The sequence below is a fragment of the Pseudomonas juntendi genome, assembly GCF_009932375.1.
Lineage (GTDB): Bacteria > Pseudomonadota > Gammaproteobacteria > Pseudomonadales > Pseudomonadaceae > Aquipseudomonas > Aquipseudomonas juntendi.
The window spans coordinates 1-22,702 of record NZ_BLJG01000064.1 but is presented as its reverse complement, the minus strand read 5'-3'; the positions used below and the strand labels follow the sequence as shown (position 1 = coordinate 22,702).

Annotated in this window: 20 protein-coding genes, 2 pseudogenes and 2 riboswitches; of the genes and pseudogenes, 5 read left to right on the top strand and 17 right to left on the bottom strand. The window is 65.2% G+C overall.

Annotated features, from left to right (window positions below; translation table 11 throughout):
- Positions 1-258 precede the first annotated feature (258 nt).
- From GYA94_RS09540 to GYA94_RS09530, 3 genes are all read right to left on the bottom strand, one after another.
- The gene (locus GYA94_RS09540) at positions 259-1,596 is read right to left on the bottom strand and encodes an MFS transporter (protein ID WP_054882023.1); all 1,338 of its coding nucleotides are present in this window, start codon (positions 1,594-1,596) and stop codon (positions 259-261) included.
- A gap of 186 nt (positions 1,597-1,782) precedes the next feature.
- Complete coding sequence (locus tag GYA94_RS09535; RefSeq protein WP_110679496.1) at positions 1,783-3,354, bottom strand: sensor domain-containing diguanylate cyclase; 1,572 nt, start codon at positions 3,352-3,354, stop codon at positions 1,783-1,785.
- A 58-nt stretch (positions 3,355-3,412) separates the two neighbouring features.
- On the bottom strand, positions 3,413-3,892 hold the full coding sequence (locus GYA94_RS09530) for a hypothetical protein (RefSeq protein ID WP_110679497.1): 480 nt from the start codon (positions 3,890-3,892) through the stop codon (positions 3,413-3,415).
- Between the two features lie 130 nt (positions 3,893-4,022).
- Between GYA94_RS09530 and GYA94_RS09525 the strand changes: the two genes are divergently transcribed.
- Positions 4,023-4,520, top strand: coding sequence for a GNAT family N-acetyltransferase (locus GYA94_RS09525; RefSeq protein ID WP_009683983.1), 498 nt, complete (start codon positions 4,023-4,025; stop codon positions 4,518-4,520).
- 41 nt (positions 4,521-4,561) lie between these two features.
- Here the strand turns inward: GYA94_RS09525 and GYA94_RS09520 are convergent.
- From GYA94_RS09520 to lpxO, 8 genes and pseudogenes are all read right to left on the bottom strand, one after another.
- Positions 4,562-5,336: pseudogene (locus GYA94_RS09520) on the bottom strand (ABC transporter ATP-binding protein).
- Positions 5,333-6,349 carry a FecCD family ABC transporter permease gene (locus GYA94_RS09515; protein ID WP_029884977.1) on the bottom strand — a complete coding sequence of 339 codons (1,017 nt, stop codon included), beginning with the start codon at positions 6,347-6,349 and terminating at the stop codon, positions 5,333-5,335. The pseudogene GYA94_RS09520 and the gene GYA94_RS09515 overlap by 4 nt, the downstream one beginning before the upstream one ends.
- The gene (locus GYA94_RS09510) at positions 6,349-7,359 is read right to left on the bottom strand and encodes an ABC transporter substrate-binding protein (protein ID WP_054911910.1); all 1,011 of its coding nucleotides are present in this window, start codon (positions 7,357-7,359) and stop codon (positions 6,349-6,351) included. The genes GYA94_RS09515 and GYA94_RS09510 overlap by 1 nt, the downstream gene beginning before the upstream one ends.
- Before the next feature lie 110 nt (positions 7,360-7,469).
- Positions 7,470-7,667: riboswitch (cobalamin riboswitch) on the bottom strand.
- Positions 7,668-7,695: 28 nt separating this feature from the next.
- Positions 7,696-8,862, bottom strand: a complete 1,167-nt coding sequence (locus GYA94_RS09505; RefSeq protein WP_161892197.1) for an acetyltransferase domain-containing protein — start codon at positions 8,860-8,862, stop codon at positions 7,696-7,698.
- A gap of 136 nt (positions 8,863-8,998) precedes the next feature.
- Positions 8,999-11,125 carry a TonB-dependent receptor gene (locus tag GYA94_RS09500; protein ID WP_161892196.1) on the bottom strand — a complete coding sequence of 709 codons (2,127 nt, stop codon included), beginning with the start codon at positions 11,123-11,125 and terminating at the stop codon, positions 8,999-9,001.
- 111 nt (positions 11,126-11,236) lie between these two features.
- Positions 11,237-11,444: riboswitch (cobalamin riboswitch) on the bottom strand.
- A 44-nt stretch (positions 11,445-11,488) separates the two neighbouring features.
- Entirely contained in the window at positions 11,489-12,058 is a 570-nt protein-coding gene (locus GYA94_RS09495) for a GNAT family N-acetyltransferase (protein WP_029884981.1), read from the bottom strand.
- A 75-nt stretch (positions 12,059-12,133) separates the two neighbouring features.
- Positions 12,134-12,478, bottom strand: coding sequence for a carboxymuconolactone decarboxylase family protein (locus GYA94_RS09490; protein WP_161892195.1), 345 nt, complete (start codon positions 12,476-12,478; stop codon positions 12,134-12,136).
- 145 nt (positions 12,479-12,623) lie between these two features.
- Positions 12,624-13,523, bottom strand: a complete 900-nt coding sequence (gene lpxO / locus GYA94_RS09485; protein ID WP_110679500.1) for a lipid A hydroxylase LpxO — start codon at positions 13,521-13,523, stop codon at positions 12,624-12,626.
- A gap of 159 nt (positions 13,524-13,682) precedes the next feature.
- On the opposite strand from lpxO, the gene thpR reads away from it, so the two are divergent.
- Positions 13,683-14,249 carry an RNA 2',3'-cyclic phosphodiesterase gene (thpR, locus tag GYA94_RS09480; RefSeq protein ID WP_110679501.1) on the top strand — a complete coding sequence of 189 codons (567 nt, stop codon included), beginning with the start codon at positions 13,683-13,685 and terminating at the stop codon, positions 14,247-14,249.
- A gap of 25 nt (positions 14,250-14,274) precedes the next feature.
- On the opposite strand, the gene GYA94_RS09475 is transcribed toward thpR, so the two are convergent.
- Positions 14,275-15,180: an AraC family transcriptional regulator gene (locus tag GYA94_RS09475; RefSeq protein ID WP_029884985.1), complete on the bottom strand. Its 906-nt coding sequence runs from the start codon at positions 15,178-15,180 to the stop codon at positions 14,275-14,277.
- A gap of 180 nt (positions 15,181-15,360) precedes the next feature.
- Between GYA94_RS09475 and calA the strand changes: the two genes are divergently transcribed.
- A complete protein-coding gene (gene calA / locus GYA94_RS09470) occupies positions 15,361-16,413 on the top strand; it encodes a vanillin reductase (RefSeq protein WP_009683969.1) in 1,053 nt (350 codons plus the stop codon).
- 70 nt (positions 16,414-16,483) lie between these two features.
- On the opposite strand, the gene GYA94_RS09465 is transcribed toward calA, so the two are convergent.
- Positions 16,484-17,800 (bottom strand): hypothetical protein, encoded by a 1,317-nt coding sequence (locus GYA94_RS09465; RefSeq protein ID WP_161892194.1) that lies wholly within the window; start codon positions 17,798-17,800, stop codon positions 16,484-16,486.
- Between the two features lie 202 nt (positions 17,801-18,002).
- On the opposite strand from GYA94_RS09465, the gene GYA94_RS09460 reads away from it, so the two are divergent.
- A complete protein-coding gene (locus GYA94_RS09460; protein ID WP_161892193.1) occupies positions 18,003-19,202 on the top strand; it encodes a sugar transporter in 1,200 nt (399 codons plus the stop codon).
- A 52-nt stretch (positions 19,203-19,254) separates the two neighbouring features.
- Here the strand turns inward: GYA94_RS09460 and GYA94_RS09455 are convergent, their stop codons facing one another.
- From GYA94_RS09455 to GYA94_RS09445, 3 genes are read right to left on the bottom strand one after another with little or no spacing between them, the layout of a single operon-like run.
- On the bottom strand, positions 19,255-19,839 hold the full coding sequence (locus tag GYA94_RS09455; RefSeq protein ID WP_161892192.1) for a LysE family translocator: 585 nt from the start codon (positions 19,837-19,839) through the stop codon (positions 19,255-19,257).
- 49 nt (positions 19,840-19,888) lie between these two features.
- Positions 19,889-20,719: an AraC family transcriptional regulator gene (locus GYA94_RS09450; RefSeq protein ID WP_161892191.1), complete on the bottom strand. Its 831-nt coding sequence runs from the start codon at positions 20,717-20,719 to the stop codon at positions 19,889-19,891.
- Positions 20,720-20,767: 48 nt separating this feature from the next.
- Complete coding sequence (locus GYA94_RS09445; protein WP_161892190.1) at positions 20,768-21,691, bottom strand: LysR family transcriptional regulator; 924 nt, start codon at positions 21,689-21,691, stop codon at positions 20,768-20,770.
- A 104-nt stretch (positions 21,692-21,795) separates the two neighbouring features.
- Between GYA94_RS09445 and nfsB the strand changes: the two genes are divergently transcribed.
- Positions 21,796-22,449: an oxygen-insensitive NAD(P)H nitroreductase gene (nfsB, locus tag GYA94_RS09440; RefSeq protein WP_110679505.1), complete on the top strand. Its 654-nt coding sequence runs from the start codon at positions 21,796-21,798 to the stop codon at positions 22,447-22,449.
- 27 nt (positions 22,450-22,476) lie between these two features.
- Here the strand turns inward: nfsB and GYA94_RS27900 are convergent.
- Positions 22,477-22,702 (bottom strand): annotated as a pseudogene (locus GYA94_RS27900) (hypothetical protein); the annotation flags it as partial.

Here is a 22,702-nt window from a genome sequence, read left to right as displayed (position 1 = left end):
CTGGCACCGGCTGCGCCGGTGTTCGCGGGCATGCCCGCTCCCTCCATGGGGGCTGCGCTGGCTTGGAGTTGCCGCCGTACTTGCAGGAGCAACTGTCTTTCTCAAATTTTGAAAAGCCTGCGCGATTCGTTGTGGGAGCGGGCTCTAGGCACCTGCGGCATCCAGCTTGTCATTCGCCGCTCTCACTCCAGACTCTAATCCCCTCTCAAGACACACGCGGCCTTGTGTCGCGATGGGCTGCACGGCAGCCCCAGGATCTCAAACCGAGCCTTGAACGCCTTGGCCTACACCCTCGGCGTTGGGTTCATCATGCAGCGATATCCGGGACGTTTCCGGCAACGCCAGCCCGCCGAGCAAAGCCACCAACGCAATCACCACCAAGTAGAACGCCGGCGCCAGGCTGCTGCCGGTCTGCCCGATCAGCCAGGTCGCAACCAGCGGCGCGGTGCCACCGAACAGCGTATAGGCCACGTTGTAGGTAATGGCCGAAGCGGTGTAGCGGGTCCGGGTCGGGAAGCTCTCCGACAGCAATGCCGCAGTCACCACCCCGCTGCACAGCGCGCCGACCGCCAGCAGAATCACCCCCAGCAGGGCCCCCGGCATCGAGCCGGAGCTGGCCAGCCAGTAGGCCGGGAACACGCACAGCATCACCCACAGGCAGGTGAAGCCGATGGTCTTGCGCCGCCCGAACCGGTCCGACAGCGCCCCCGCCAGCGGGCAGCCGATGGCGGCGAACAGCAGGGCCACGGTGGTGACCAGCAGCGACTGCGCCCGGGTCAGGTTGCCGACCAGTTGCAGGTAGGTGGCGAAGTAGGTGGTGAACATATAGAACGACAACGCCGTCAGCGAAATGAACGCCCCCAGGTTGCGAATGGCCCGGCCGTGGTGGCGCAGGGTTTCCTTGAGTGGCGAATGCTCGTGCTCCTTGCCCTGGGCCACGGCTTCCCGGAATGCCGGGGTTTCTTCCATGCGCCAGCGCAGGTACAGGCCGACCAGGCCCAGTGGCGCGGCGATCAGGAACGGAATGCGCCAGCCCCAGGCAGCCATGGCTTCGCTGGACAGGCTGGCTTCCAGGCTATAGGCGATCACCGCCGCACAGGCGAACGCGGAAAAGGTCGAAACCGGTACGAAGCTGCCGTAGAAAGCCCGCTTGTCGTTGGGCGCGTGTTCCATCAGGTAGGCGCAGGCCCCGGCGTATTCGCCACCGGCAGAAAACCCCTGCAGGCAGCGCGCCAAGGTCAGCAATACCGGCGCGGCCAGGCCGATGCTGGCGTAGGTCGGCAACAGGCCGATCAGGGTGGTGGAGCCGGCCATCAGCAAGATGGTCAGAGAGAGGATGCGCTTGCGCCCCAGCCGATCGCCGAGGGCGCCGAACACGATACCGCCCAGGGGGCGCAAGGCGAAGGCCACCGCGAACACGGCAAAGGTCTTGAGCAAGGCGACGCTGGAATCTTCGCTGGCAAAGAACTGGCTGGCGATCAGCGTGGCGAGAAAGCCGTATACGGCAAAGTCGAACCATTCGACGAAGTTGCCGATGGCCGAGGCGGCGATCACCCTGCGCAGGGTGGCGGGGGATACCTCATGAGGTGCGGACATGCGGGTGCTCTCCGATTCCATTGGCAGGCATGATGAACGTGGTGCGGTCTGGCCGCGCCATCATTGTTATGCCTGCCAGTAGATAACCGGGCAGCGCAAAGCGCTTTGTCGAGGACGACCTCGGGATACCTGAATCAACCGCCATCGACACGGCGTGTGCCCGGCAGCGCAGCGGGCGCCAGGCAATCAGGCGACAGCGACGCGATTGCGCCCATCCTGCTTGGCCCGGTACAGCGCCAGGTCAGCCTCGCTCAGCACGGTTTCCGGCTCGCGCCCCGGCTCGCCGTTCCAGTGGGCCACCCCCAGTGACAGGGTCACCGAGCCCACCGGCTGGATCGGCGTTTCCTGCACCGTCACCCGCAGGCGCTCAGCGACCGCGGCGGCCACCTCCAGGCTGGCCCCAGGCAGCAGCATGAGAAACTCTTCACCGCCGGTGCGGCAAAGCAGGTCACCCTCGCGGCAACAGCCGCGCATCAGCTCGGCCAGCCGCTGCAGCACCTGGTCACCGACCACATGCCCATGCTTGTCGTTGACCTGCTTGAAGTGGTCGATATCCAGCACGATGGCTGCAAATGCCCGGCCTTCGGCTTCCAGCAGCGACAGGTTGAGCTCCAGGCTGCGGCGGTTGCCCAGGCCTGTCAGGGGGTCGGTCTGGGCATCGCGGTTGAGCCTGCCGATGCGCGCCTGCAGCAAGTTCAAGCCGAACAGCAAGGCGCGCTTGAGCTCTGCGGCCTCGAAGTACCAGGCCCGCACGCGATGCAAGCGCTCAGCGGTGCCGGGGCGGTCCATCGAGCGGGCACCTGCAGCCAGTTGCCACAGTGGGCGGGCGATGATCAGGGCCAGCCACCACAGCAGCAAGCAGCCTATCAGGGCCAGCGGCGCGGAAGTACCGACCACGTTCAGCACCAGGCGGCTGAGCGGCATCATGGTTTGTGCCAGTGGCTGCTGTGCCACCACGCCCCAGCCGGCGCTGGGCACGGTGGCGAAGCCGGCGACCATCTCCACACCTTGGCTGTTGGTCAGCTGGCGGGTGCCGTTGCCCAGGGTGGTCAGTTGGTCGATCAGCTCATTGCCCTGCACGACGGTACCCACCCGCTGGCTGTCGGGGTGGTAGAGCAACCGGCGATTGCGGTCGACCACATACAGGTACGAACCGTCCTTGTAGAAGTGCTCGCCGAGCAGGCGGTTGAGGATGTTGCGTTCCCGCAGGTAAAGGCTGCCACCGACATACCCCAGGTAGCGGCCGTTGGCGTCGACGACCGGTTGCGTCAGCGCCACCACCAGGTTGTTGGCCGCCGACAGGTAGGGTGTCGACACCAGCGCGCGGCGCTCCTGCAATGCCTCCTGCACGCCTGGCGATTGCATCCGGGTGCCGACCATGTGGCGTAGCGGGGCGGGGGATATCGCCAGCAGCACGCCATTGGCATCGATCACGAACGTGGAATTGAACGCCATGCTCTGGCCCAGCACCCGGTCGGTCTCGCGCTGCAAGGCGGCGGGATCGTTCAGTTGCCGGCCTTGCTCGCTGGCGCTGAACGCCAGTTGCTGCAAGGCATTACCGATGAATGCATCGGTGATGCTGGCCAGCTTGGCCGCATACACCCGGTTGGCTTCCAGCGCGTGGTCGATCAGCAATTGGCGCTGTACCCGGTAGCTGGCGAAATAGCTGGCGCACAGCATGACCACGGCAGTAAGGGCGCACAGCACCAGAATGAGTGTGCGTAGATCCAGGCGCAGTCCGTGCTTGGCGTGTGGCAATCCTGACCTCGAGTGTTCGAATAGGGCTACGAAACGGAAGCGACCGTGCCGGTCGCGCTCATGAACCTGCCTTGTCCAAGGCGTTCAGTTCGTCTTGCACCTGCTGCATGCGCTGCTCGGCCAATGCTTGCACCTTGGGGTCGCGGGCGGTTTCACGCATCAGGCCGGTGAGTTTGTCGCTCAGTTGCCGGCCAGCATCGGTGTCTTCCAGGGCACGGGCCTTGGCCGGGTCCTGGGTGGCCGCGACAATGGTGGCGAACTCGGCGTCACTGAAATGCTCTTTGCTGTAGAGGCGGAACAGGTCCTGGCGCTGGTCTTCTACCGTCAGGTGCTTGCGCAGCACATCTTCAATGGTGGCACGCGCCAGCCGTGGGTGCTGGCGGGCCAGCAGCCCGGCCATGCGTTGGATGTTGTGGTCGTAGGCATCCTGCAGCGGCAGCTGGGCAAGAATCTGCTCTTCACGGGAGGGCTTCTGGTCGCAGGCGGTAACGGCAGCAATCAGCAACAGCGGCAACAGCAACTTCTGGATGCGAGGCATGGCGTGGCCTGGTCGGGCAGTGAAGGCTGCCGATTATAGCGAGGTCAGCCCTGCCGCGACGAGCCCTGCGATTTGCCTTGTACGGCCGGCTGGGTTAGAACCGTGCACCCAACACTCAGGCTTGAACCTTATGCCGAACTGGACGTTGCAACCTGTTACCCGCGATGCCATTGGCCAAGTGCTGGCGTTTGTCGACAGCGCGCGCCGCGAGCTGTTTCCGGCGCTGGCCAATGCACCGTTGCCCCGGGACCTGGCGCATTTCAGCGAAACCTACCTTGAAGGCGAGGGCTGCTTCCTGGAAGCCCGGGTTGATGAGCGCCTGGTCGGGGTGATCGGCTACCTGCCCTACGACCACCGTTTCAGCCAGCTTGATTATGCTGGCGAGCGCGTCGTTGAAGTGGTGCGCCTGTTCGTGCTGCCGGCGTACCGCAGGCGCGGGCTTGCCGCCGCGTTGTTCGGCGCCTTGCGCCAGCAGGCGCTGCAGGCTGGCATCGGTTGCCTTTACCTGCATACCCACCCATTCCTGCCGGGGGCCATCACGTTCTGGGAGCGGCAAGGCTTCGCTGTCGTGGACGTGGAGCCAGACCCGGTCTGGCAAACCACGCACATGCAACTGCGCTTGGGCTGAGCAGGCCAGGCGCCTGGGCTACCCAGGCTTCTGCCGGTAGCTCAGGGGGCGCGAAAGCGCAGGATGCGTGTGCCGTCCCAGGGGTCGGTGAGGTAATGGCCATGAACACCAAAGGTGTGCAGCAGGCACTCGGGGGTCAGTACCTCGAACGGCGTGCCGAGGGCGACCAGCCGGCCTTTGTCGAGCACTGCAACGCGGTCGCAGGTCAGCGCCTGGTTGAGGTCGTGCAGGGCCACCAGGGTGGTCACCTGCAGGGCTTGTACCTGTTGCAGCAGGCTCAGCTGGTGCTGGATGTCCAGGTGGTTGGTCGGTTCGTCGAGCAGGAGCACCTGCGGCCGTTGGGCCAGGGCGCGGGCGATATGCACGCGCTGGCGCTCGCCACCGGACAACGAACCCCAAAGGCGAGCGCGCAGGTGCAAGGCGTCGAGGTCGGCCAGTGCCTGCTCGACAATCGCCCGGTCCGCACTGGAGAACGGCGCAATGGCTGACAGCCACGGCGTGCGGCCCAAGGCGACCGCGTCGAACACATTGATTGCATCGAGGGTGTCGGCCTGCTGTTCAACCAGTGCCAGGCATTGGGCCACACGCCGGCGAGGCATGCCTGCCAGTGGCTCGCCCATCAACTGCACGCTGCCGCAGGCCGGCCAGCACCTTCAGCAGCGAAGACTTGCCTGAGCCGTTGGGGCCGACGATCGCGAGTGTTTCACCCGCCACCAGGTTGAGGTGGATGTCGTGCAGCACCCGTTTGCCGGCCAGTTGCAGGCCGAGATCCTGGCAGCTCAGCGGCGCCAGTTGGAATGCAGCCATGACCGTCATGGGCGCCCCCGGCGGCTGACCAGTATCAGCGCGAAGACAGGCGCGCCAAGCAGCGCGGTGACCACGCCCACCGGTATGACCTGGCCGCTGATCAGCGTGCGCGAGAGGATGTCGGCGGCAATCAGAAACAGTGCCCCGCCCAATGCACTGGCAGGCAGCAGGCGGCTGTGTCCGGGGCCGAGCAGCAGGCGCAGGGCGTGTGGAATGACCAGCCCGACGAAACCGATGGCGCCGACGATGGACACCATCACGGCCGTTACCAGCGCCGCGCAACTGATCAGCAGTAACTGGGTGCGCCGCACCGGTATGCCCAGCGAAGCTGCCGAGTCGGCGCCGAAGGTGAAGGCATCCAGCGCGCGGCGATGCCACAGGCACACCAGCAAGCCGAACAGTGCCACTGGTACGGCCAGCCATACTGCGGGCCAGCGCACGCCACTGAGGTTGCCCAGCAGCCAGAACAGGATGCCCCGTGCCTGCTCGGCGGTGGCCGACTTGGTGATCAGGAATGCCGTCAGGGCATTGAACAGTTGCGACCCGGCGATACCGGCCAGAATCACCTGGGCGTTATTGCTGCCAGGGCCTGCCGCGCGGGCCAGCACCAGCACCAGGGCAAAGGCCGCCAGGGCACCGATGAAGGCGCCGGCCGACATGCTCAAAGCCAGGCTGCCCAGGCCCAGCAGGCCAACCAGTACGGCACCGGTCGAAGCGCCGGCGGACAGCCCCAGCAGGTAGGGCTCGGCCAGGGGGTTGCGCAGCAGCGCCTGGAGGATCACGCCGCAGGTGGCCAGGCCGGCACCGCAGGCCGCCGCAACCAGTGTGCGGGTCAGGCGATAGTTCCAGATGATCCCGGCATCGATCGGGTCGACCGGATAACCGGCTTGCCACAGCTGGTTGGCCAGCACCTGGCCGACCACGCGCGGTGCCAGGCCGGTTTCGCCAATGGCTGTGCCGGCGAGCAGGGCCGCCAGCAGTGCGGCCACGGCCAGGCCGATACAGGCTGACAGTCGACTGATCACTGGCTGGCTTTACCGCTGGCAAAAGCGGCCGCCAACGTTTGCACGCCACGGAACAGGCGGATACCCGCCTGCATGGCGTCGGCGTCGAGGATGATGATGCGGTCGTGTTTCACCGCGTCCATGTTGCGGGTTACCGGGTCGCTGCGCAGGAATGCCAGCTTCTTCTGGTAGTCGTCGGCGGGGAAACGCCGGCGGTCCATGCGGGCGATGATCAGCCAGGTGGGGTTGGCCCTGGCCAGGGTTTCCCAACCTACGGTGGGCCACTCCTCGCTGGACTCGACCACATTGCGCACCCCCAGGGTGCGCAGCATGAAGTCGGCGACCCCTTGGCGGCCCGCGACGTAAGGGTCGATGACCAGGTTGGCGCTGGAGAACCAGAACAGTGCCGAGGTGCCCGACAGGTCCTTGCCCGCCAATTGCGCGCGGGCGCTGTCCAGGCGGCCTTTGAGCTCGGCGTTCAGGGCCACGCCGCGCGCCTGTACATCGAAGATCTCCGCCAGCTGGCTGACGCTCTTGTAGATACTGTCGACCTGGAACGCCTGCAGGCGGGTGCCGTCGGCACCGATCAGGTTGTCCTTGCCTTCACAGTCCGAGGGCAACAGGTAGGTGGGGATGTTCAGTTCGGCGAACTGTTCGCGCGTACCGACCACACCCTGCGGCCCGACCATCCACTCGAACTGCACGGCCACCAGTTGCGGGCGTTGGCCAACCACCGCCTCGAAACTGGGTTCGTTGTCGGCCAGGCGCGGTACCGTGGCGTTCACGGCCTGGTATTCGGGCAACACATTGTTGAACCACAGCGAGCTCGCCGCGAGCTTGTCACCCAGGCCCAGGGCATAGAGCATCTCGGTGCCGGCCTGGCCGATGGTCACGGCGCGCTGCGGGGCCTGGGCAAAGGTCTGCGGCTTACCGCAGTTGTCCACCGTCAGCGGGTACTGGGTGGCGGCGGCCTGGGCCAGGCCGCTGAGGCTGAGGCCGGCAAGCAGGGTGGCGAAGCGGGGCAGCATGCTGGGCGATCTCCTATCGGACAGTTCACGGAATGAACGCACGGACAGACATCGCCGCGCCCTTGCCAGCGGCAAAGGCAACACAATGGCCAATCCCGGGCACCCCGCCGGTTGGTGAATGTTGGCCGGCAGGTCTCCTGACTGGTGCGTCACGGCCCGGCTCCGGCCTTCCCGGGTAGTACACCCAGTGGCGTCGATGGAGCAGGCTCGGCACTTACAGTTGCGGGGGCAGTTCCGTTTGGCCCGTATTGGCGGGCCGGGGATTCCCTATTGATTCCGTGATGGAAACCGGCGGCCCGCATGGTAGACCATCGCGCCGCCGGGTGAAAACGCTTTTCAGAAGTACTTCAGCCAGCGGATGTCGCGCCGCCGCTGTTTCAGCCGGGCGAACCAGTGCACCGGCCGGTATAGCGAAGCCGCCAGCAACAGCGCCACGCACCATACCGCCGCGACGCCGTCGAAGCCGAAATAGCTGCCGTGGTTGCTGCCGAACAGCGCCACGCAGGCCAGGTACAGCAGCTTCAGCACATACAGGTGCAGCAGGTAGAGGAACATCGGCGCTGCACCGAACACCGCCAGGGTGCTGATCCAGCGGGCCTGGCCGGCGCGCTCGAATGCGCGCAGCAACAGCAGGCCGCAGCCCAGGGTCAGTGCCAGGAACAACAGCGAAGGCGGGTACTTGGTGAGGTTGAAGAAGCTCATCAGGGTGTGTGTGAGCGTGGGGTAGCTGCTCCACGCGGCTTCGCCATAGCCGTTGAACACGCGCAGCACGAAAAAGCCCAGCAGCGCCAGCAGCCCGCCAAGCAGCAGGCAGCGCTGACGTGGCCCGGCCTGGCTGCCGCGGGCAAACCATGGCCCAATGCAGTAGCCCAGGGCGATCACCCCGATCCACGGCAGTACCGGGTAGGACGTGCGCAGCCGCAGCGTGTCGGACAACGTCAGCCAGCCGCGGTCATGCAGAATCGCCCAGGGCACGTGCAGGGCCGACCCCGGGGCAAAGTGCAGGCTGTCGAGCAGGTTATGCCCGGCAATGATGACGGCACTCAGGCCGAGCAGCGCCGGGCGTGGCAGCCACACCAGCAACGACAGGGCGAGCATGCTGATGCCGATGGCCCAGATCACCTGCAGGTAGATCACCGTGGGCGGCAGCTGGAACGTCCAGGCAAAGTTGACCAGGGTGAACTCCAGCGCCACCAGAAACAGCCCGCGCTTGAACAGGAACGCCGCGACATCGCCACGGCCCTGGCGCTTTTCGCCATACAGCCAGGCCGAGAGCCCGGTCAGCAGCACGAACACCGGCGCGCACAGGTGCGCCAGGGTACGGCTGGCGAACAGTGCCGGCTCGGTGGTATCGATGGCCATCGGGTCGCTGACCTGGCGGTGCAGGAAGAAGGTTTCGCGCACGTGGTCCAGGAGCATGAACAGGATTACCAGACCGCGCAGGGCGTCGATGCTCTGCAGGCGCTGGTTGAGTTGGGTGGGGGTGGGGCTGGCGCTTGTCATGGAGGGTCGCTGGTGAAAAAAGTCTGAATGAAATGTTATGTTATATCCATATAGCCATGGACAGGTAGGTTTTTTGCTCAGCGCCGGGTTGGCTTGTCGCGGTGAAGCTGCGCTACGCCAACCCGGGCTGCTCACTTCAGAAGCTGTAGTCCAGCGTCGCAAAGTAGGAACGTGGCGTTCCCATCAGCCATTGCTGGCCGCTGAACGCCGCCTGCACATATTCGCGGTCGAACAGGTTGTTCACCTGCAACCCCAGTTTCACCTGCGGCAGAACCTGCCAGCCGATCGTGGCGTCGACCACGGTATAGCCTGGGGCGCTCTGGGTATTGGCGTTATCGGCGTAACGTTCATCCACATAGCGCGCGCCCACCCCCACCTCGATCTGTTGGCCAATACCTTTGCTCAGCCACAGGTTGGCGGTGCGCCGAGGCACGTTGGCCGGGCGGTTGCCGGCACGGTCCTGCACCGCTGCGCCCACCTGTTCGTCAAACGCGTCATACCGGGCGCGCAGCAGCGCTGCGTTGGCAGACACCCGCCACTGGTGGGCCAGCGCCAGTTCCACGGTTGCCTCCAGCCCATCCGACGTCTGCTGGCCAGCCTGTTGGGGCTGGTGCGTGAAGGGGTCGTCTACCAGCAGCTTCTGCTTGACGATGTGGTAGGCCGCCAAGGTCCATTCGCCATCCCCGCCCCAGAAACGTTGCTTGAGGCCCACCTCGGTCTGTTTCGCCTGGGTGAGGTCGTAGTGCATCTGGTTGGGGCTGAGGCTTATCAGGTTGTTGACTCCATCCTCGCTGGTGGAGTACTGGCCATACAGCGACAGCGCGTCACTGAGTGCATACACCAGCCCCGCACGCCAGTTGCCACCTTGCAGGCTGCGGTCGCTGCGGCTGGCATTGGTCAGGTTGTCGCGGTCGATGTGGTGCTGGTCGCGGCGCACCCCGGTCACCAGCGACAGGCGCTCAGTGAGTTGCAAGCGGTTTTCGCCGAACAGGGCAAAGGTATGGGTGGTGGACAGGCTTTGCGGGCGCAGCGGCGACCCGCTGTGGAATACGCCCGGCTGCGGCTGCCACGGGTCAATGTAGTCACCGCCTACGTCGTTGTAGGGGCTGTTGCTGTCGACGTTGAAGCGCACCTTGTTGTACTCGGCGCCGAGCACGGTTCTGCTGGCCAGGCCGAACAGCGAATGGTCGAGGGTGAAGGTCTGGCGGTCGCCGAACTGTTCCTGGTCGTGCTTGATTTCCAGGTAGCTGCCGCGCAGCAACTGCTGGCGCCCGGCGTCCCATTCATACTGCTCGGCGTTGCGCCAATGGCGGCGGCTACTGATGTAGTACAGCTGGTTGCTGGCGCTGAGGTGGTCGTTGAGTGCCCAGTCGGTGGTCAGGCGGGTCCACTGGTCGTCGTAGCGCTGCACGTCGTTCTGCAGGTTGTAGTTTTTCTTGCGCAGGCTGCTGCGGTAATGGCCGTCGATCAGCGGCGTGCCGTAGTAATTGGCAGGCTGCGCCGCACCGCGCTCATGGGCCAGGGTAAAGCTGAGGTCGTCACTGGCATCGAAGCGCAGGGCCGCGCTTAGCGCCAGGCTGCGTGAGGGGGTGCGGTCCACCCAGCCATTGCCGGCTTGCTGGTTCAGCGTCAGGCGATAGCTCAGGCGCTCGCTGAGGCTGCCACCGCTGTCCAGGCCGAGTTGTTGGCGGTCCCAGCTGCCATACCCAAGCCGCAGCTGGTTGCGCACCGTACCGGCAACCGGTTTTTTCGGGATGACGTTGACCACCGCGCCGGTGGCGCCTTCGCCGTAGAGCACCGATGCCGGGCCGCGAAGCACATCGATACGTTCGACCATCCACGGGTCGACCGGGAAGGTCTGGGTGCCGGCTCCGGTGAACAGGCGGGCCCCATCGAACAAGGTCATGACCGAGCCGTGCCCGGCAAAGCCACGGGCGGACAGGCCGGTGCCACCGTCGCCGGGGGAGCCGATGAAGGTAATGCCTGGCGAGCGGGTTACGGCATCCTGCACGGTCAGGTTGTTGCGCTGCTGGATCTGCTCGGCGCTGATGCTGCTGGTACTGGCTGGCGTTTCCAGGGCGCTGAGCCCCAGGCGCGAGCCGGCCTGGGTCGGCGTGGCCAAGTCGCTGGCATGGCTGTCGAGGGTGTCGGTGATGGCTGTGGAGGGCAATGCCAGGGGCTGCGGGCCGCGGTCATCGGCCAGGGCCGGGAGCGTGACGGCCAGGCAGGCCGCCAGGGGGTGAAGCTTGAACATACGGGACATGTCGTTCCACTGCTGCAGGAATGAATGGATCCCGGTGGAAAACACGCAAAGGAGGGCTCCGTACAGGCAGGCGCGCGCACGGATACCGGCCTGCGCCCGCCCACCGCGGGGTGCCAAGTGAAGCTTCAGGCCGGTCTCCGGGCTTGCGAGGGGCATGAAACCTTCACCTTCCCATGCCTGAGCACAGTGGTATCTCGAAGGGTTCGCTCACTTACCGTTGCGGGGGCAGCGCCGGACTTGTCGTGATCAACACGACGCACCGGCTTCCCGTTTCACCCTGCGCGCGGCGGCGTAGGGCACCTGAAACTGGCGCGCATCTGAGCACCTGGCGGTGCTTTCGTCAAGGCAGATCGTGAAGAACGATCAGCGCCCACGCCGCCGCGAAACCCGGGCTTCGATATTCTTGCGCCCGATCAGCAGCGGCGGCTTTTCTGCCACTGGCTCATCGGCCAGCCACTTGTACATTACCAGGCAGTCCACCAGCCCCAGCCGGGCATGGCGATAGGCCTTGGGCAGCCGGCCAACCGTTTCGAACCCCAGCTTGTGCCACAGGGCGACTGCCACTTCATTGGTGGCCACCACCGAGTTGAACTGCAGGGCCAGAAAGCCTTCCTGGCGCGCCAGTTTCTGCGAGTGCTCGCACATCAACCTGGCCACGCCGCGCCCGCGCGCTTGGGCGCAGACCATGTAGCCGCAATTGCCGACATGCGCACCGGGCCCCGCCGCATTGGGCTTGAGGTAGTACGAGCCCAGCAGTTGACCCTCTTCTTCGGCCAGCAAGGTGCGCAAAGGCAGCTCCAGCCACAGGTGGCGGGCCTGTTCGAAGCTCAGGGCCGGGTCGTAGGCATAGGTTTCGCAGGCCTGGACAGTGGCCTGGAAGGTGGGCCAGAAGCGCTCGAAGTCTTCGGCCGTCATGGGGCGGATGTGGATCATGCGGGTTCCTGCGCGGGTTGAGCCGCCCAGTCTGCGGGGCACGGCGCCGTCGCGCAAGGGCGGCGCCGTTCGGGTTCAACCGGTGGCCTTGCCCACTGCATCCAGGGCCCTGGCCGAGTAGACCAGCGCCGCACCCGCGTTCATCGCCACCGCCACACCCAACGCCTCGGCAATCTCCTCACGGGTGGCGCCATGCTTCACCGCTTGCTGCGAATGCACGGCGATACAGCCGTCGCAACGGGTGGTTACCGCCACGGCCAGGGAGATCAGTTCGCGGGTCTTGGCGTCCAGATGACCGGTTTTGGCCCCGGCGCCGCTGGCGGTCATGTAGCCGGCCACGGTGTCGGGGGAAAGTTGCTTCAGATCGCCGATGCCGGCCATCAACTGCTTTCGGTAGGCATCCCAGTCCATCATGCTCATCGTCGTCACCTTGGGGTGGTTGCGAATGGAGCTTTCAGGCTAGTCGAAGCGTGGCGAACGTGCGGCTTGTACTTTGGTGCATGCCCAGTCATGCCTTTGGCTGCACCTTCGCACAACCTGCACAGGCCGCTGGCAGCGGCCGGGCTCAGATGTAGATGAACACCAGCAGCAACGCAGCCACCACCGCCCACTTCTCCAGGTAGTAGCGCGTGCGATTGCGCTTTTTCAACGCCTTGCCGCGTTCCCGGATCTTGTAGATCCGGGTGAACAGCCGGTTGATGCCGCCGGTCTTGTCTCCGGCGGTGTTGGGGGCTGCGGCAGCCGCCATGACATTGCGGCTGAACCAGCGGTTGAACGCGCTGGCCCAGCGGTACTTGAGCGGGCGTTCGACATCGCAGAACAGAATGATGCGGTTGTGCTCGGTATTGTTGGCCGCGTAGTGGATGTAGGTTTCATCGAAAACCACCCCTTCACCGTCGCGCCATGAGTATTTCTCGCCGTCTACATCGATGTAGCAGGCGTCGTCGTTCGGTGTGTCCAGGCCCAGGTGGTAGCGGTAGGAGCCGGCATACGGGTCACGGTGGCGCACCAGCTTGGCCCCCGGCGGCAGGGTGGCGAACATGGCCGCCTTGACCGTGCCGATGCCTTGCAGCAGTTCGGTGGTGCGTGGGCACAGGGCCATTGCCGACGGGTGGCTTTCGCCGTACCACTTCAGGTAAAAGCGCTTCCAGCCGGTTTTGAAGAACGAGTTGAAACCCACGTCGTCGTAGTTTTCGGACTTCTTGATTTCGCCTACCTGCAGCAATTGCCGGCCTTCTTCGCGAATTTCCTGCCAGTGCTCCTGCAGCGGCTTCAGTTCGGGAAAGGCATCCACCGGCAAGTACGGCTTGGCCGGGTGTTTGGAAAACAGGTACAGAAAACTGTTGATCGGGGCCAGAAAGCTGGAGTGGTCGCCCAGTTGGCGGGTCAGCTTGTGACGGACCCGACCGCGCAGGTGAACGTACGCGATCGAGAGAACGAAGAGGAGGACGAGTGCAATTTTCATGGACGGTTACTTGTCGAAAATAAGGCCATGCGCCATGGCATAAGCCCGCCAGCATAAACAATCATGTGGGCAGTTTGTACTTATTGTTACGAAACCGTGGGCCGACATTGGTGTAATGCCCTACAGTCGTGCGCAAACGTTTCATGCCCAGGAGTCACCATGGTTCATGATGTACGCCCCAGCGGCAGCCCGTTCAAGCGGCTGTTTTTCGCCTTGCCGGTCAGCGATGTCCAGCGCCGCGCTCTGGCCCAGTTCCGTCGCGGCCTGAACCTGCGCAGCGGCAAACCGGTGCCGGCCGCCAACTTTCATGTCACGTTGCTGTTCCTGGGCGATGTGGATGCCGCCCTGGTGCCGGCAATCTGTGCGACGGTCGATCAACTGGCGCTGCCGGGCAGGGTACCCCGGTTGACACTTGACCGCTTGCAGGTGTGGCAGCGCTCCAGCGCCCTGGTACTGGAGGCGCAGCAGGTGCCAGCAGCGCTGATGCGCCTGGTGTACGGCCTGCAGCAGGCGCTGCTGCCTTTTGCCGGGCAAGCTGACAAGCGCGATTACCGCCCGCACCTGACGCTTGCCAGGGATTATCGCGGCGATTTGCCAGAGGCCGGCAGTGCGCCGGCGTTTTTCCTCGGCGCCCCGCACTTCACGTTGTATGAATCGCGCAAGGGCGCCTACTGGCCGTTGGCGCAATGGCCACTGGCGCCCTCAAGTGCCACGCCTGGGGACTGACGGGTGATTGCCCGCCGCCCTTCAGTCAAACCGGCAAGCTCTGGTAGGGCAGTTCATCCCCTGGGCTGCGTTCGAACTGGCGCTTGTATTCACGGCTGAACTGCGAGGTGCTCTGGTAGCCCACCCGGTGCGCCGTCTGTGCAACACCCAGGCCTTCGCCGATCAGCATTTGCTGGGCCTTGAGCAACCGCAGGCGTTTGAGGTATTGCATGGGCGCCATGTCGGTGCAGCGCTTGAAGTGTTCGTGAAAGGTCGAAACACTCATGTTGGCCCGCGCCGCGAGCGCCTCCACGCTCAGGGGCTCGCTGTAGTGCTCGCGCAAGTGGGCGAGGGCGGCGCCGATACGGGCAAAGTGCCCTTGTTGTTCCACCAGCGCCCGCAACACCCCAGCCTGCGGGCCGCGCAGCGCGGTGTAAAGCACTTCACGCACCCTCGCCGGGCCCAGGACCTTGGCATCCAGTGGGTCCTGCAGGCACTGCAGCAGGCGCTCCACACTGTCGCGCATGGGCGCATCCAGTGCTGCGGAAGTCATCGATTGCGGTGTTTGCGCCTGCACGGCAGGGTCTGGCGCCAGATCCATGCTTTGTACCAGTTCACCCAGCACGCCACGGTCGATGTCCACCGCCACGCCCAACAACGGCGCCTCGCGGGTGGCGAAGGTTTCACACATGAAGGGCACCGACAACGCCTGCACCAGGTAGTGGCCGGCACCGTACTCAAGGGTGCGTGGCCCCAGGCGCGCCAGCTTGCTGCCCTGGGCCAGGATCATCAGGCTGGGCTCGTAGATCTGCGGGCTGCTGGCGACATAGTGGTCCCAGCTCAGTACTTGCACCTGTGGCAGGTGCGTAGGCACGAAGCCCGGGCGCGTGGCCAGGCAGCGGATCAGGGCGCAGAGGGGCGCGTTGGCATCGACGTGGCGGGTCAGTTGCATGATGAACCAGGGCAGAGGATCAGACAGCCTAATGATCGCAGATTGACGGCATAGCGCCACTGGCACAAAGGCAGGTTCGGAGAATCAGGCATGCATGCCGGAGAATCAGCCGTGGGCGCGAGGGCGAATGGTGGGCACAATTGCCACACTGAATCGTTTCATTCTACAGCGAGGTCCAGCATGTATACCGCCATCGGTTACGCCGCCCAAACCCCTACCAGCCCCCTGGCGCCCATGACTTTCGAGCGCCGCAGCCCGCGCCCGGACGATGTCGCCATCGAGATCCTGTACTGTGGCGTGTGCCACTCCGACATCCACCAGGCGCGCAACGAATGGGGCATTGCCGTATACCCGCTGATGCCTGGCCACGAAATCATCGGCCGGGTCACCGCCACGGGCGAACAGGTCACCGCCTACAAGGTAGGTGACCTGGTAGGCGTGGGTTGCATGGTCGACTCCTGCCGCCACTGCGAGGCGTGCGCCAAGGACCTGGAGCAATACTGCCAGCAAGGCCCGACCATGACCTACGCCACCCCGGACCGGGTCGACGGCAGCAACACCATGGGCGGCTACTCCAGCAGCATCGTGGTCAGCGAGCACTTCGTGCTGCGCATTCCGGCCGGCATGGACCTGCCCAGCGCCGCGCCGATCCTGTGCGCCGGTATCACCACCTATTCGCCGCTCAAGCACCACGGTGTCGGCCCGGGGCACAAGGTCGGCATCCTGGGCATGGGCGGGCTGGGCCACATGGGCATCAAGCTGGCCAAGGCGCTGGGCGCAGAAGTGACCTTGTTCACCCGCTCCCAGGCCAAGGCCGAAGAAGCGCGGCGCCAGGGCGCCGACCATGTGATCGTGTCCACCGATGCCGAGCAGATGCGCGCTGCGGCCGACCGTTTCGATTTCCTGCTCGATACCATTCCGGTGCAGCACGACCTGAACCCGTACCTGGAAACGCTGAAGTTCGACGGGGTGCACATTCTGGTCGGCCTGATCGAGCCGATCGACCCGGCCGTGCATGCGGCCAACCTGGTCATGAAGCGTCGGGTGCTGGCGGGGTCGTTGATTGGTGGTATCGCCGAGACCCAGGAAGTGCTGGATTTCTGTGCCGAACACGATATCCGCTGCGATATCGAGATGCTGGACATCCGCAATATCAACCAGGCGTACGAGCGCATGATCGCCGGTGATGTGAAATACCGGTTCGTGATCGACATGGCCACGCTGCAGGCCTGATCGGGGCCTGCGTCGGCCGCTATGCGGGCAAGCCGCGAAGCGGCCGGCTGGCAGGCCGGGGCAGGCTTGGCTACCAGGCCAGCGGTTTGTCCCAGCCCTTCCAGAACAGCCACCGGCGCACCTCCCCATGCGCGCCGGTACCGATCTGCCACGCCGGCCGGCCGCTGTCGAGGGCAATCTCCGCCACAATCCCGGCATGGCTGGCGGCCACCAGGGTACGCCCGTCGGCGCTGATGTCCATGGCGCTGATGGTCGAGCCCAGGTAGTGCTGCCAATGCTCCTGGCCATCTTCGCCAAAGGCCCGCAGGTAGCCGTAGGCATCACCGATGATGTATTCGCCAGCGCGAGCCACCCCGGCATAGACACGCGCGCCATCCTGCACCAGTGGGGTGCGCGGGTCCTGGCTGTAGTAATCGGTGCGCAGCCCCGGCAGGTCGGCTACCCGTACCGCCAGCGTGGCACCGCTGTAGAAGTGGCAGGCGTTGAGGAGCAACTGGTCACCCCGCTGGTTGAACAGCGCGAAATGCGGGTATTCGCCGCCGCGACCAATCTCGGCCACCAACCCGAGCCGGTCGTCCAGCACCAGGTGCCGGCTGCCTTGCTCACCCACCACGACCCAGCGGCCATCGGCCGACACCGCGCCGTGCTCCATGCTCAGCCCGAGGCTGATGTCCTCCGGCTCGGTGCCTTCGGCCAGGGCGTCGAGTACCCGCGCCTGGTGCGGCAGCAGGCGGGTTGCGCCGTCGCTGGCCAACACGAAGGTGCCATCGGCACTGACCAGCAGCACGCGTTGGCCGTCCGGGAAAGGGATCAATGCGGTGGGCGCGGGTGGCAGGTCGAACGGCTCGAACGGGTAGCCGGCCGGCAACCCTTCCAGGCCGGTCGGCCAGGCCAGGCGCTGTACCTGCGGGCCGCCCCAGCCAGCGGTCACCCGGACGCCTTCGGCATTGCCCAGGGCAAAGTAGCGGCGGGCCGGGCAGCGGCCGAAGTACTCGACGCCGATCACCGGGGTGACCCCATGGCGATCGATACGCAGCACCTGGCCTTTTTCGTGCGGCATGCCGATGCGCGCCAGCAGGCTACCGTCGTCCAGCAGCAGGACATTGCTGATGCCCTGGCCATGCTCATCGAGCAACGGTACCAGCGGTTGGTGGGCAGGCGGCCAGGCTTGGCGGAAGGCTTGGCGTTGCTGCTCACTGCAGCCCGGGCGGTTGGCTGCCTGCAAGGCTGCCAGCCAGGCGTCGAGCAGGTGGTCGGTCGCGGGCACTTGTGGCTCTTGAAGATTGTCCCAGCCTTGGGCGCGGCCTTGTGCGACGTAGTCGTTGACGGCCTGGGCATAGGCGATGACCGCCTGCTGCCATTGCTGCTGGGGGTACTGCTTGTCCATGAGTGGATCGGGCTCCTTGCTGCAACGTGTTTCACTTCAAGTGGGCATGGTACTCCTTATGCCCGACTTGCGGTTGTTGGCCCCGGGTGTGACGCGTACCATGCCGGCATTCCTATTCATGACAATGCGTACGTCGGCAACCCCATAGACCGGGGCCCTGGCGCGCGACCTGTTGCTTTTTCACGGAGACTCTCTTTCTACAATGAACGGACCTGTACCCAGCCACCTGCCACCCGGCACGGGCAGCGGCAGTTGGCTTAGCGTCATCGCCTTGGCCCTGGCGGCCTTCATTTTCAATACCACCGAATTCGTTCCGGTGGCGCTGCTCAGTGACATTGGCGGCAGCTTCGACATGAGCACTGCCCAGGTCGGCCTGATGCTGACCATCTATGCCTGGGTGGTGGCGCTGGCGTCTCTGCCGATGATGCTGCTGACCCGTAACATCGAACGGCGGCGCTTGCTGTTGTTGGTGTTCATGGTGTTCATCGTCAGCCACTTGTTGTCCTGGCTGTCGCAAAGCTTCGCCATGCTGCTGGTCAGTCGCATCGGCATTGCCCTGGCGCATGCGGTGTTCTGGGCCATTACCGCTTCGCTGGCGGTGCGCGTGGCGCCGCCCGGGCAGCAGGCCAAGGCGTTGGGCCTGTTGGCCACCGGCACCACCCTGGCCATGGTGCTTGGCATCCCGCTCGGGCGTGTGGTGGGCGAGGCGCTGGGCTGGCGCATCACCTTCCTGAGCATTGCCGTGGTAGCGCTGGCGACCATGGTGTGCCTGATGAAGTCGTTGCCGCTGCTGCCCAGCCAGAACTCCGGGTCGCTACGCAGCCTGCCGGTCCTGTTCAGGCGCCCGGCGCTGGTCATCACCTATCTGCTGGTGACCCTGGTGATTACTGCGCAATTCACCGCGTACAGCTATATCGAGCCATTCGCTCTGCACGTGGCGCAGATCGGCGGCGAGCGCACCACGCTGTTGCTGTTGCTGTTCGGGGGGGCAGGGGTACTGGGTTCAGTGTTGTTCAGCCGCTACAGCGAGCGCTTCCCGCAGGGTTTCCTGCTGGGCTCGATGGGGGTGTTGGCGGCGTGCCTGCTGTTGCTGTTGCCACTGTCACGCAACTTTTACGTGTTCGCGGTGCTGAGCATGTTGTGGGGGGTAGCGATCCTCAGCTTCAGCCTGGCGTTGCAGTCCAGGACCTTGAAGCTGGCCTCTGATGCGACCGACGTAGCCATGGCGCTGTTCTCGGGTATCTACAACATCGGCATCGGGGGTGGGGCCCTGCTGGGCAGCATTGTCAGCAGCCGGCTGGATGTGGCGTACATCGGCCTGGTGGGTGGCAGTGTGGCGGTGGTCGGGTTGTTGCTGGCCGTGGCCAGCGCCCGGCGCTTGCGGGAGGCGCTACCGCACTGACCGGTCAGGGCCTGCGATGGGCTGCGCGGCAGCCCAAACCAGTGGCAGGGCGTCAGGCCAGCACAGCCGCCCATGCTGAAATCAGCAAAAGCCCCGCCAACAGTTGGTTGAACACCCGTAACCGCTGCGGCGCCTGCAACCAGCGGGCGCTGCCTGCCCCCAGTACCGCCCATGCCCCCATGCACGGCAGGGCAACCAGGCAGAACACCAACGCCAGCTGCCATATCGGTAACCTGGGGGCGGCAAACACCCCCACCACCGCCACGGCCATCAACCACACTTTAGGGTTGACCGCCTGCAGCAAGGCGGCGCTGAGGGCGCTGAAGCCTTGCGCCGTACCCGCGTGCAGCGGTGCCCCGGCACTGCGCAGCATTTTCCACGCCAGCCCGCTCAACCACAGCGCTCCGGCCCAGCTCATCAGTTGCTGTGCCAGTGGGTGGCGCAGCAACAGCTCGCCCAGCCCCAGGCCCACCAGCAGCACAATTGTCGCTGCCGTGCAGCAGGCCGCCAGGATCGGCAACAGGCTGGCCCGTACGCCCAGGCGGGCGCCGTGCGCCAGGATCAACAGGTTGGTTGGCCCCGGGCTGAGGCTGGCGACCAAAGCAAACAGGATGAAGGGCAGCATCGACTGAGACATGGGAACGCTCCAGAGCATCAAAGCCCCATGCTCGCTGTTGCCAAGCGGTTCAGTCTGGAAGGTTTGAGCAGCGCCTGCGGTAGTCGGCCGGCGTCAGCTGGTAGGCACGGCGAAACCAGCGGCCCAGGTGGCTCTGGTCGGCAAAGCCCAAGGCCACGGCCACTTGCGCCGAGCTCTGGCCTTGGGCGAGCAGCCGCCGCGCCCGGGTCAGGCGCAGCTGGATGAGGTAGGCATGCGGGGGAATGCCGAAGGCGGCCTTGAACGCCCGGGTGAGGCGAAAACGGTCGATGCCGCAGGCCTGGGCCAGGTCGTCGAGGCCAATGTCACGTTCCAGGTTGGCATGCAGGTAGTCCCGCGCGCGCTGCGCGCTCAGCGGCAGGCGCGGGTCGGGGTTGATGCGCCGGCGCCATTGCAGGTGGCAGGTCAGGCGGGCAAGCAATTCGTCGGTGGCGGTTTGCCGGACGATGCGCAAGTCCTGGTCGTGAACCGCGCGGAAGGCGAGGGCGGTGGCGCTTGCCAAACGTTGGTCATGGCAAAGGGTGTCGGCAAAGCTCGGCAGGCTGCCGCCCGGCGCGTGCTCGAACAGCGACCGCAATTGCTGGTCGAGCCAGAGCGGGTCCAGGTACAACGTGGAGTAGGTGAAGCCTTCCTCGGTGGGGGCCAGGCCATCGTGAATATCGCCAGGCTCGAGCAAGAACACCTGCCCGGGTGTGCTGCGGTGGCGCACCCGGCGGCAATTGAACTGCTGTACCCCCTGTTCGGTGACGCCCACCAGAAAGCTGTCGTGCCAGTGCGGGTCGTAGGCATGCCCGACAAAATGCGCCCGCACCGACTCGATGCCGGTGTCGGCGTCCTGCTTGAAGTCTATCCAGTTGCTCATGGGGGCATGCCGCCGATTCAAAACGCCAACCTAGCGTAACGGTTGAGTTCAGTCTGGAACAATTGTGCAGCCACTGGCCAGTGCCGGTTCACGCAGCGCCTCGAAGCGCTCGCGTAGCCACAGGTGCAGTTGGGTTACCGCCGGGGTGAGCTGTTTGCGATGCGGGCAAACCAGCGTGACCGGGGTCGATTCGCCGAGCAGTCCGGGGAGAACGACCTCCAGTTCGCCGCTGGCAATGTTGGCGCTGACGTCCAGCCACGACTTGTACACGATGCCTTCACCCAGTACGGCCAAACGGCGGATGACGTCGGCGTCGTCGCTGACCAGCGGCCCGCGCACCTGCACGGTGCGGTTGCCCAGTTGCCATTTGTCGTACACCCGGTTGTGCTGCATGTACAACAGGCATGCATGCTGCTGCAGCGCATCGGGGGTGAGTGGGCGGCCGTGGCGGGCCAGGTAGTCGGGCGAGGCGACCAGCACCCGGCGGTTCCAGGCAGCCAGCGGCAGGGCGATGTAGTTGGCGTCCTGGTTGTGGCCATAGCGGATGGCCACGTCTACCGGGTCACGGTTGAGGTCGGCGATCTGGTCAGAGAGAAAGAAGCGCACCTGCAACGCCGGGTGCTCGCGGCGGAAGGCGCTGAGCCATGGCAACAGCATGTTGCGGCCCATGTCGGAGGGCGCCGACACCTGCAGCGTACCGCGCAGGGTGTCAGGGTTGCCATGCAGGTCCTCGTGGCCCTGGCGCAGGCTCTCCAGCACATTCAGTGCGGTCGGCAGGTAGCGCTCGCCCTCTGCGGTCAGGCGCAGGCTGCGGGTAGTGCGGGCGAACAGACGCACGTCCAGGTCGCGCTCCAGGCGCTTGATGGCCGCAGCCACCTGGCCAGGCAGCAAGCCCGCTTCATGGGCAGCGGCGGTGAAGCTGCCCAGCACGCTGCTACGGGCGAACAGCTCAAGGTCTGCGATGCGCAGCATTTTCACTCCAGGGCCGAAAGTGTTGCTGCATTGTGCCGGTTTTTCTTTTCTGCAGGAAAGATAAGATGAGCGGCAAATTCACTGCTCATACCTGGAGTCGTTGCATGGATACCGTCTCGCTGGCCAAGCGCCGTTACACCACCAAAGCCTACGATGCCTCACGCCGTATTCCCCAGGCCACGGTCGATGCCTTGCTCGAGCAACTGCGCCACAGCCCGTCCTCGGTCAATTCCCAGCCTTGGCACTTCATCGTCGCCGACGGCGCCGAAGGCAAGGCCCGGCTGGCCAAGAGCACCTCGCAGGGCTACGCCTACAACACGCCGAAGCTGCTCGATGCTTCGCACGTGATCGTGTTCTGCACCCGTACCGAAATGACTGAAGCGCACCTGGACAGCGTGCTGGACCAGGAGGCCGCCGACGGGCGTTTCCGGGACGACCAGGCGCGCGCGGCGCAAAACCAGAGCCGCCGTCACTACGTTGACCTGCACCGCTTCGATCTGAAGGACGTGCAGCACTGGATGGAGAAACAGACCTACCTGGCCCTGGGCACGGCGTTGCTGGGTGCTGCGGCGCTGGGGCTGGATGCCACGCCCATTGAAGGTTTCGACAGCAAGCTGCTGGATGCCGAACTGGGCTTGCGCGAGCGGGGGTTCACCAGCGTGGTGATGCTCTGCCTGGGCTATCGCAGTGAGGCCGACTTCAATGCCGGCCTGGGCAAGTCGCGCTTGCCGGCAGCGCAGGTATTCACCTTCCTGTAAGCGCGGCAGCCGGGTAATGCCCGTCAGTCAAGCCCTGGTGGCCGCCATTGGGCTGCTTTGCAGCCCATCGCCGGCAAGCCAGCCCACAGGGGGCGCATCAGGGCTGATAGGTGTTTGCCACAAGGTATGCAGCGCCTGTGAGATCGAGCGCCGCCCGCGCGGCGCATCGCGAGCTGCGCTCGCTCCTACGTTTGTTTCGGGCCAATTATGCCTGTGGGATTTGCGCGCGAACGCCTTGGCGCATGCCTCAATA

Bases quoted from the DNA above. Each gene is read 5' to 3' on its own strand.
- nfsB (WP_110679505.1), top strand. From the start codon at position 21,796: ATGGATACCGTCTCGCTGGCCAAGCGCCGTTACACCACCAAAGCCTAC.
- GYA94_RS09525 (WP_009683983.1), top strand. From the start codon at position 4,023: ATGCCGAACTGGACGTTGCAACCTGTTACCCGCGATGCCATTGGCCAA.
- thpR (WP_110679501.1), top strand. From the start codon at position 13,683: ATGGTTCATGATGTACGCCCCAGCGGCAGCCCGTTCAAGCGGCTGTTT.
- GYA94_RS09465 (WP_161892194.1), bottom strand. From the start codon at position 17,800: ATGGACAAGCAGTACCCCCAGCAGCAATGGCAGCAGGCGGTCATCGCC.
- GYA94_RS09460 (WP_161892193.1), top strand. From the start codon at position 18,003: ATGAACGGACCTGTACCCAGCCACCTGCCACCCGGCACGGGCAGCGGC.
- GYA94_RS09475 (WP_029884985.1), bottom strand. From the start codon at position 15,180: ATGCAACTGACCCGCCACGTCGATGCCAACGCGCCCCTCTGCGCCCTG.
- GYA94_RS09505 (WP_161892197.1), bottom strand. From the start codon at position 8,862: ATGACAAGCGCCAGCCCCACCCCCACCCAACTCAACCAGCGCCTGCAG.
- GYA94_RS09495 (WP_029884981.1), bottom strand. From the start codon at position 12,058: ATGATCCACATCCGCCCCATGACGGCCGAAGACTTCGAGCGCTTCTGG.
- GYA94_RS09455 (WP_161892192.1), bottom strand. From the start codon at position 19,839: ATGTCTCAGTCGATGCTGCCCTTCATCCTGTTTGCTTTGGTCGCCAGC.
- lpxO (WP_110679500.1), bottom strand. From the start codon at position 13,523: ATGAAAATTGCACTCGTCCTCCTCTTCGTTCTCTCGATCGCGTACGTT.
- GYA94_RS09445 (WP_161892190.1), bottom strand. From the start codon at position 21,691: ATGCTGCGCATCGCAGACCTTGAGCTGTTCGCCCGTAGCAGCGTGCTG.
- calA (WP_009683969.1), top strand. From the start codon at position 15,361: ATGTATACCGCCATCGGTTACGCCGCCCAAACCCCTACCAGCCCCCTG.
- GYA94_RS09540 (WP_054882023.1), bottom strand. From the start codon at position 1,596: ATGTCCGCACCTCATGAGGTATCCCCCGCCACCCTGCGCAGGGTGATC.
- GYA94_RS09510 (WP_054911910.1), bottom strand. From the start codon at position 7,359: ATGCTGCCCCGCTTCGCCACCCTGCTTGCCGGCCTCAGCCTCAGCGGC.
- GYA94_RS09450 (WP_161892191.1), bottom strand. From the start codon at position 20,719: ATGAGCAACTGGATAGACTTCAAGCAGGACGCCGACACCGGCATCGAG.
- GYA94_RS09500 (WP_161892196.1), bottom strand. From the start codon at position 11,125: ATGTCCCGTATGTTCAAGCTTCACCCCCTGGCGGCCTGCCTGGCCGTC.
- GYA94_RS09530 (WP_110679497.1), bottom strand. From the start codon at position 3,892: ATGCCTCGCATCCAGAAGTTGCTGTTGCCGCTGTTGCTGATTGCTGCC.
- GYA94_RS09490 (WP_161892195.1), bottom strand. From the start codon at position 12,478: ATGAGCATGATGGACTGGGATGCCTACCGAAAGCAGTTGATGGCCGGC.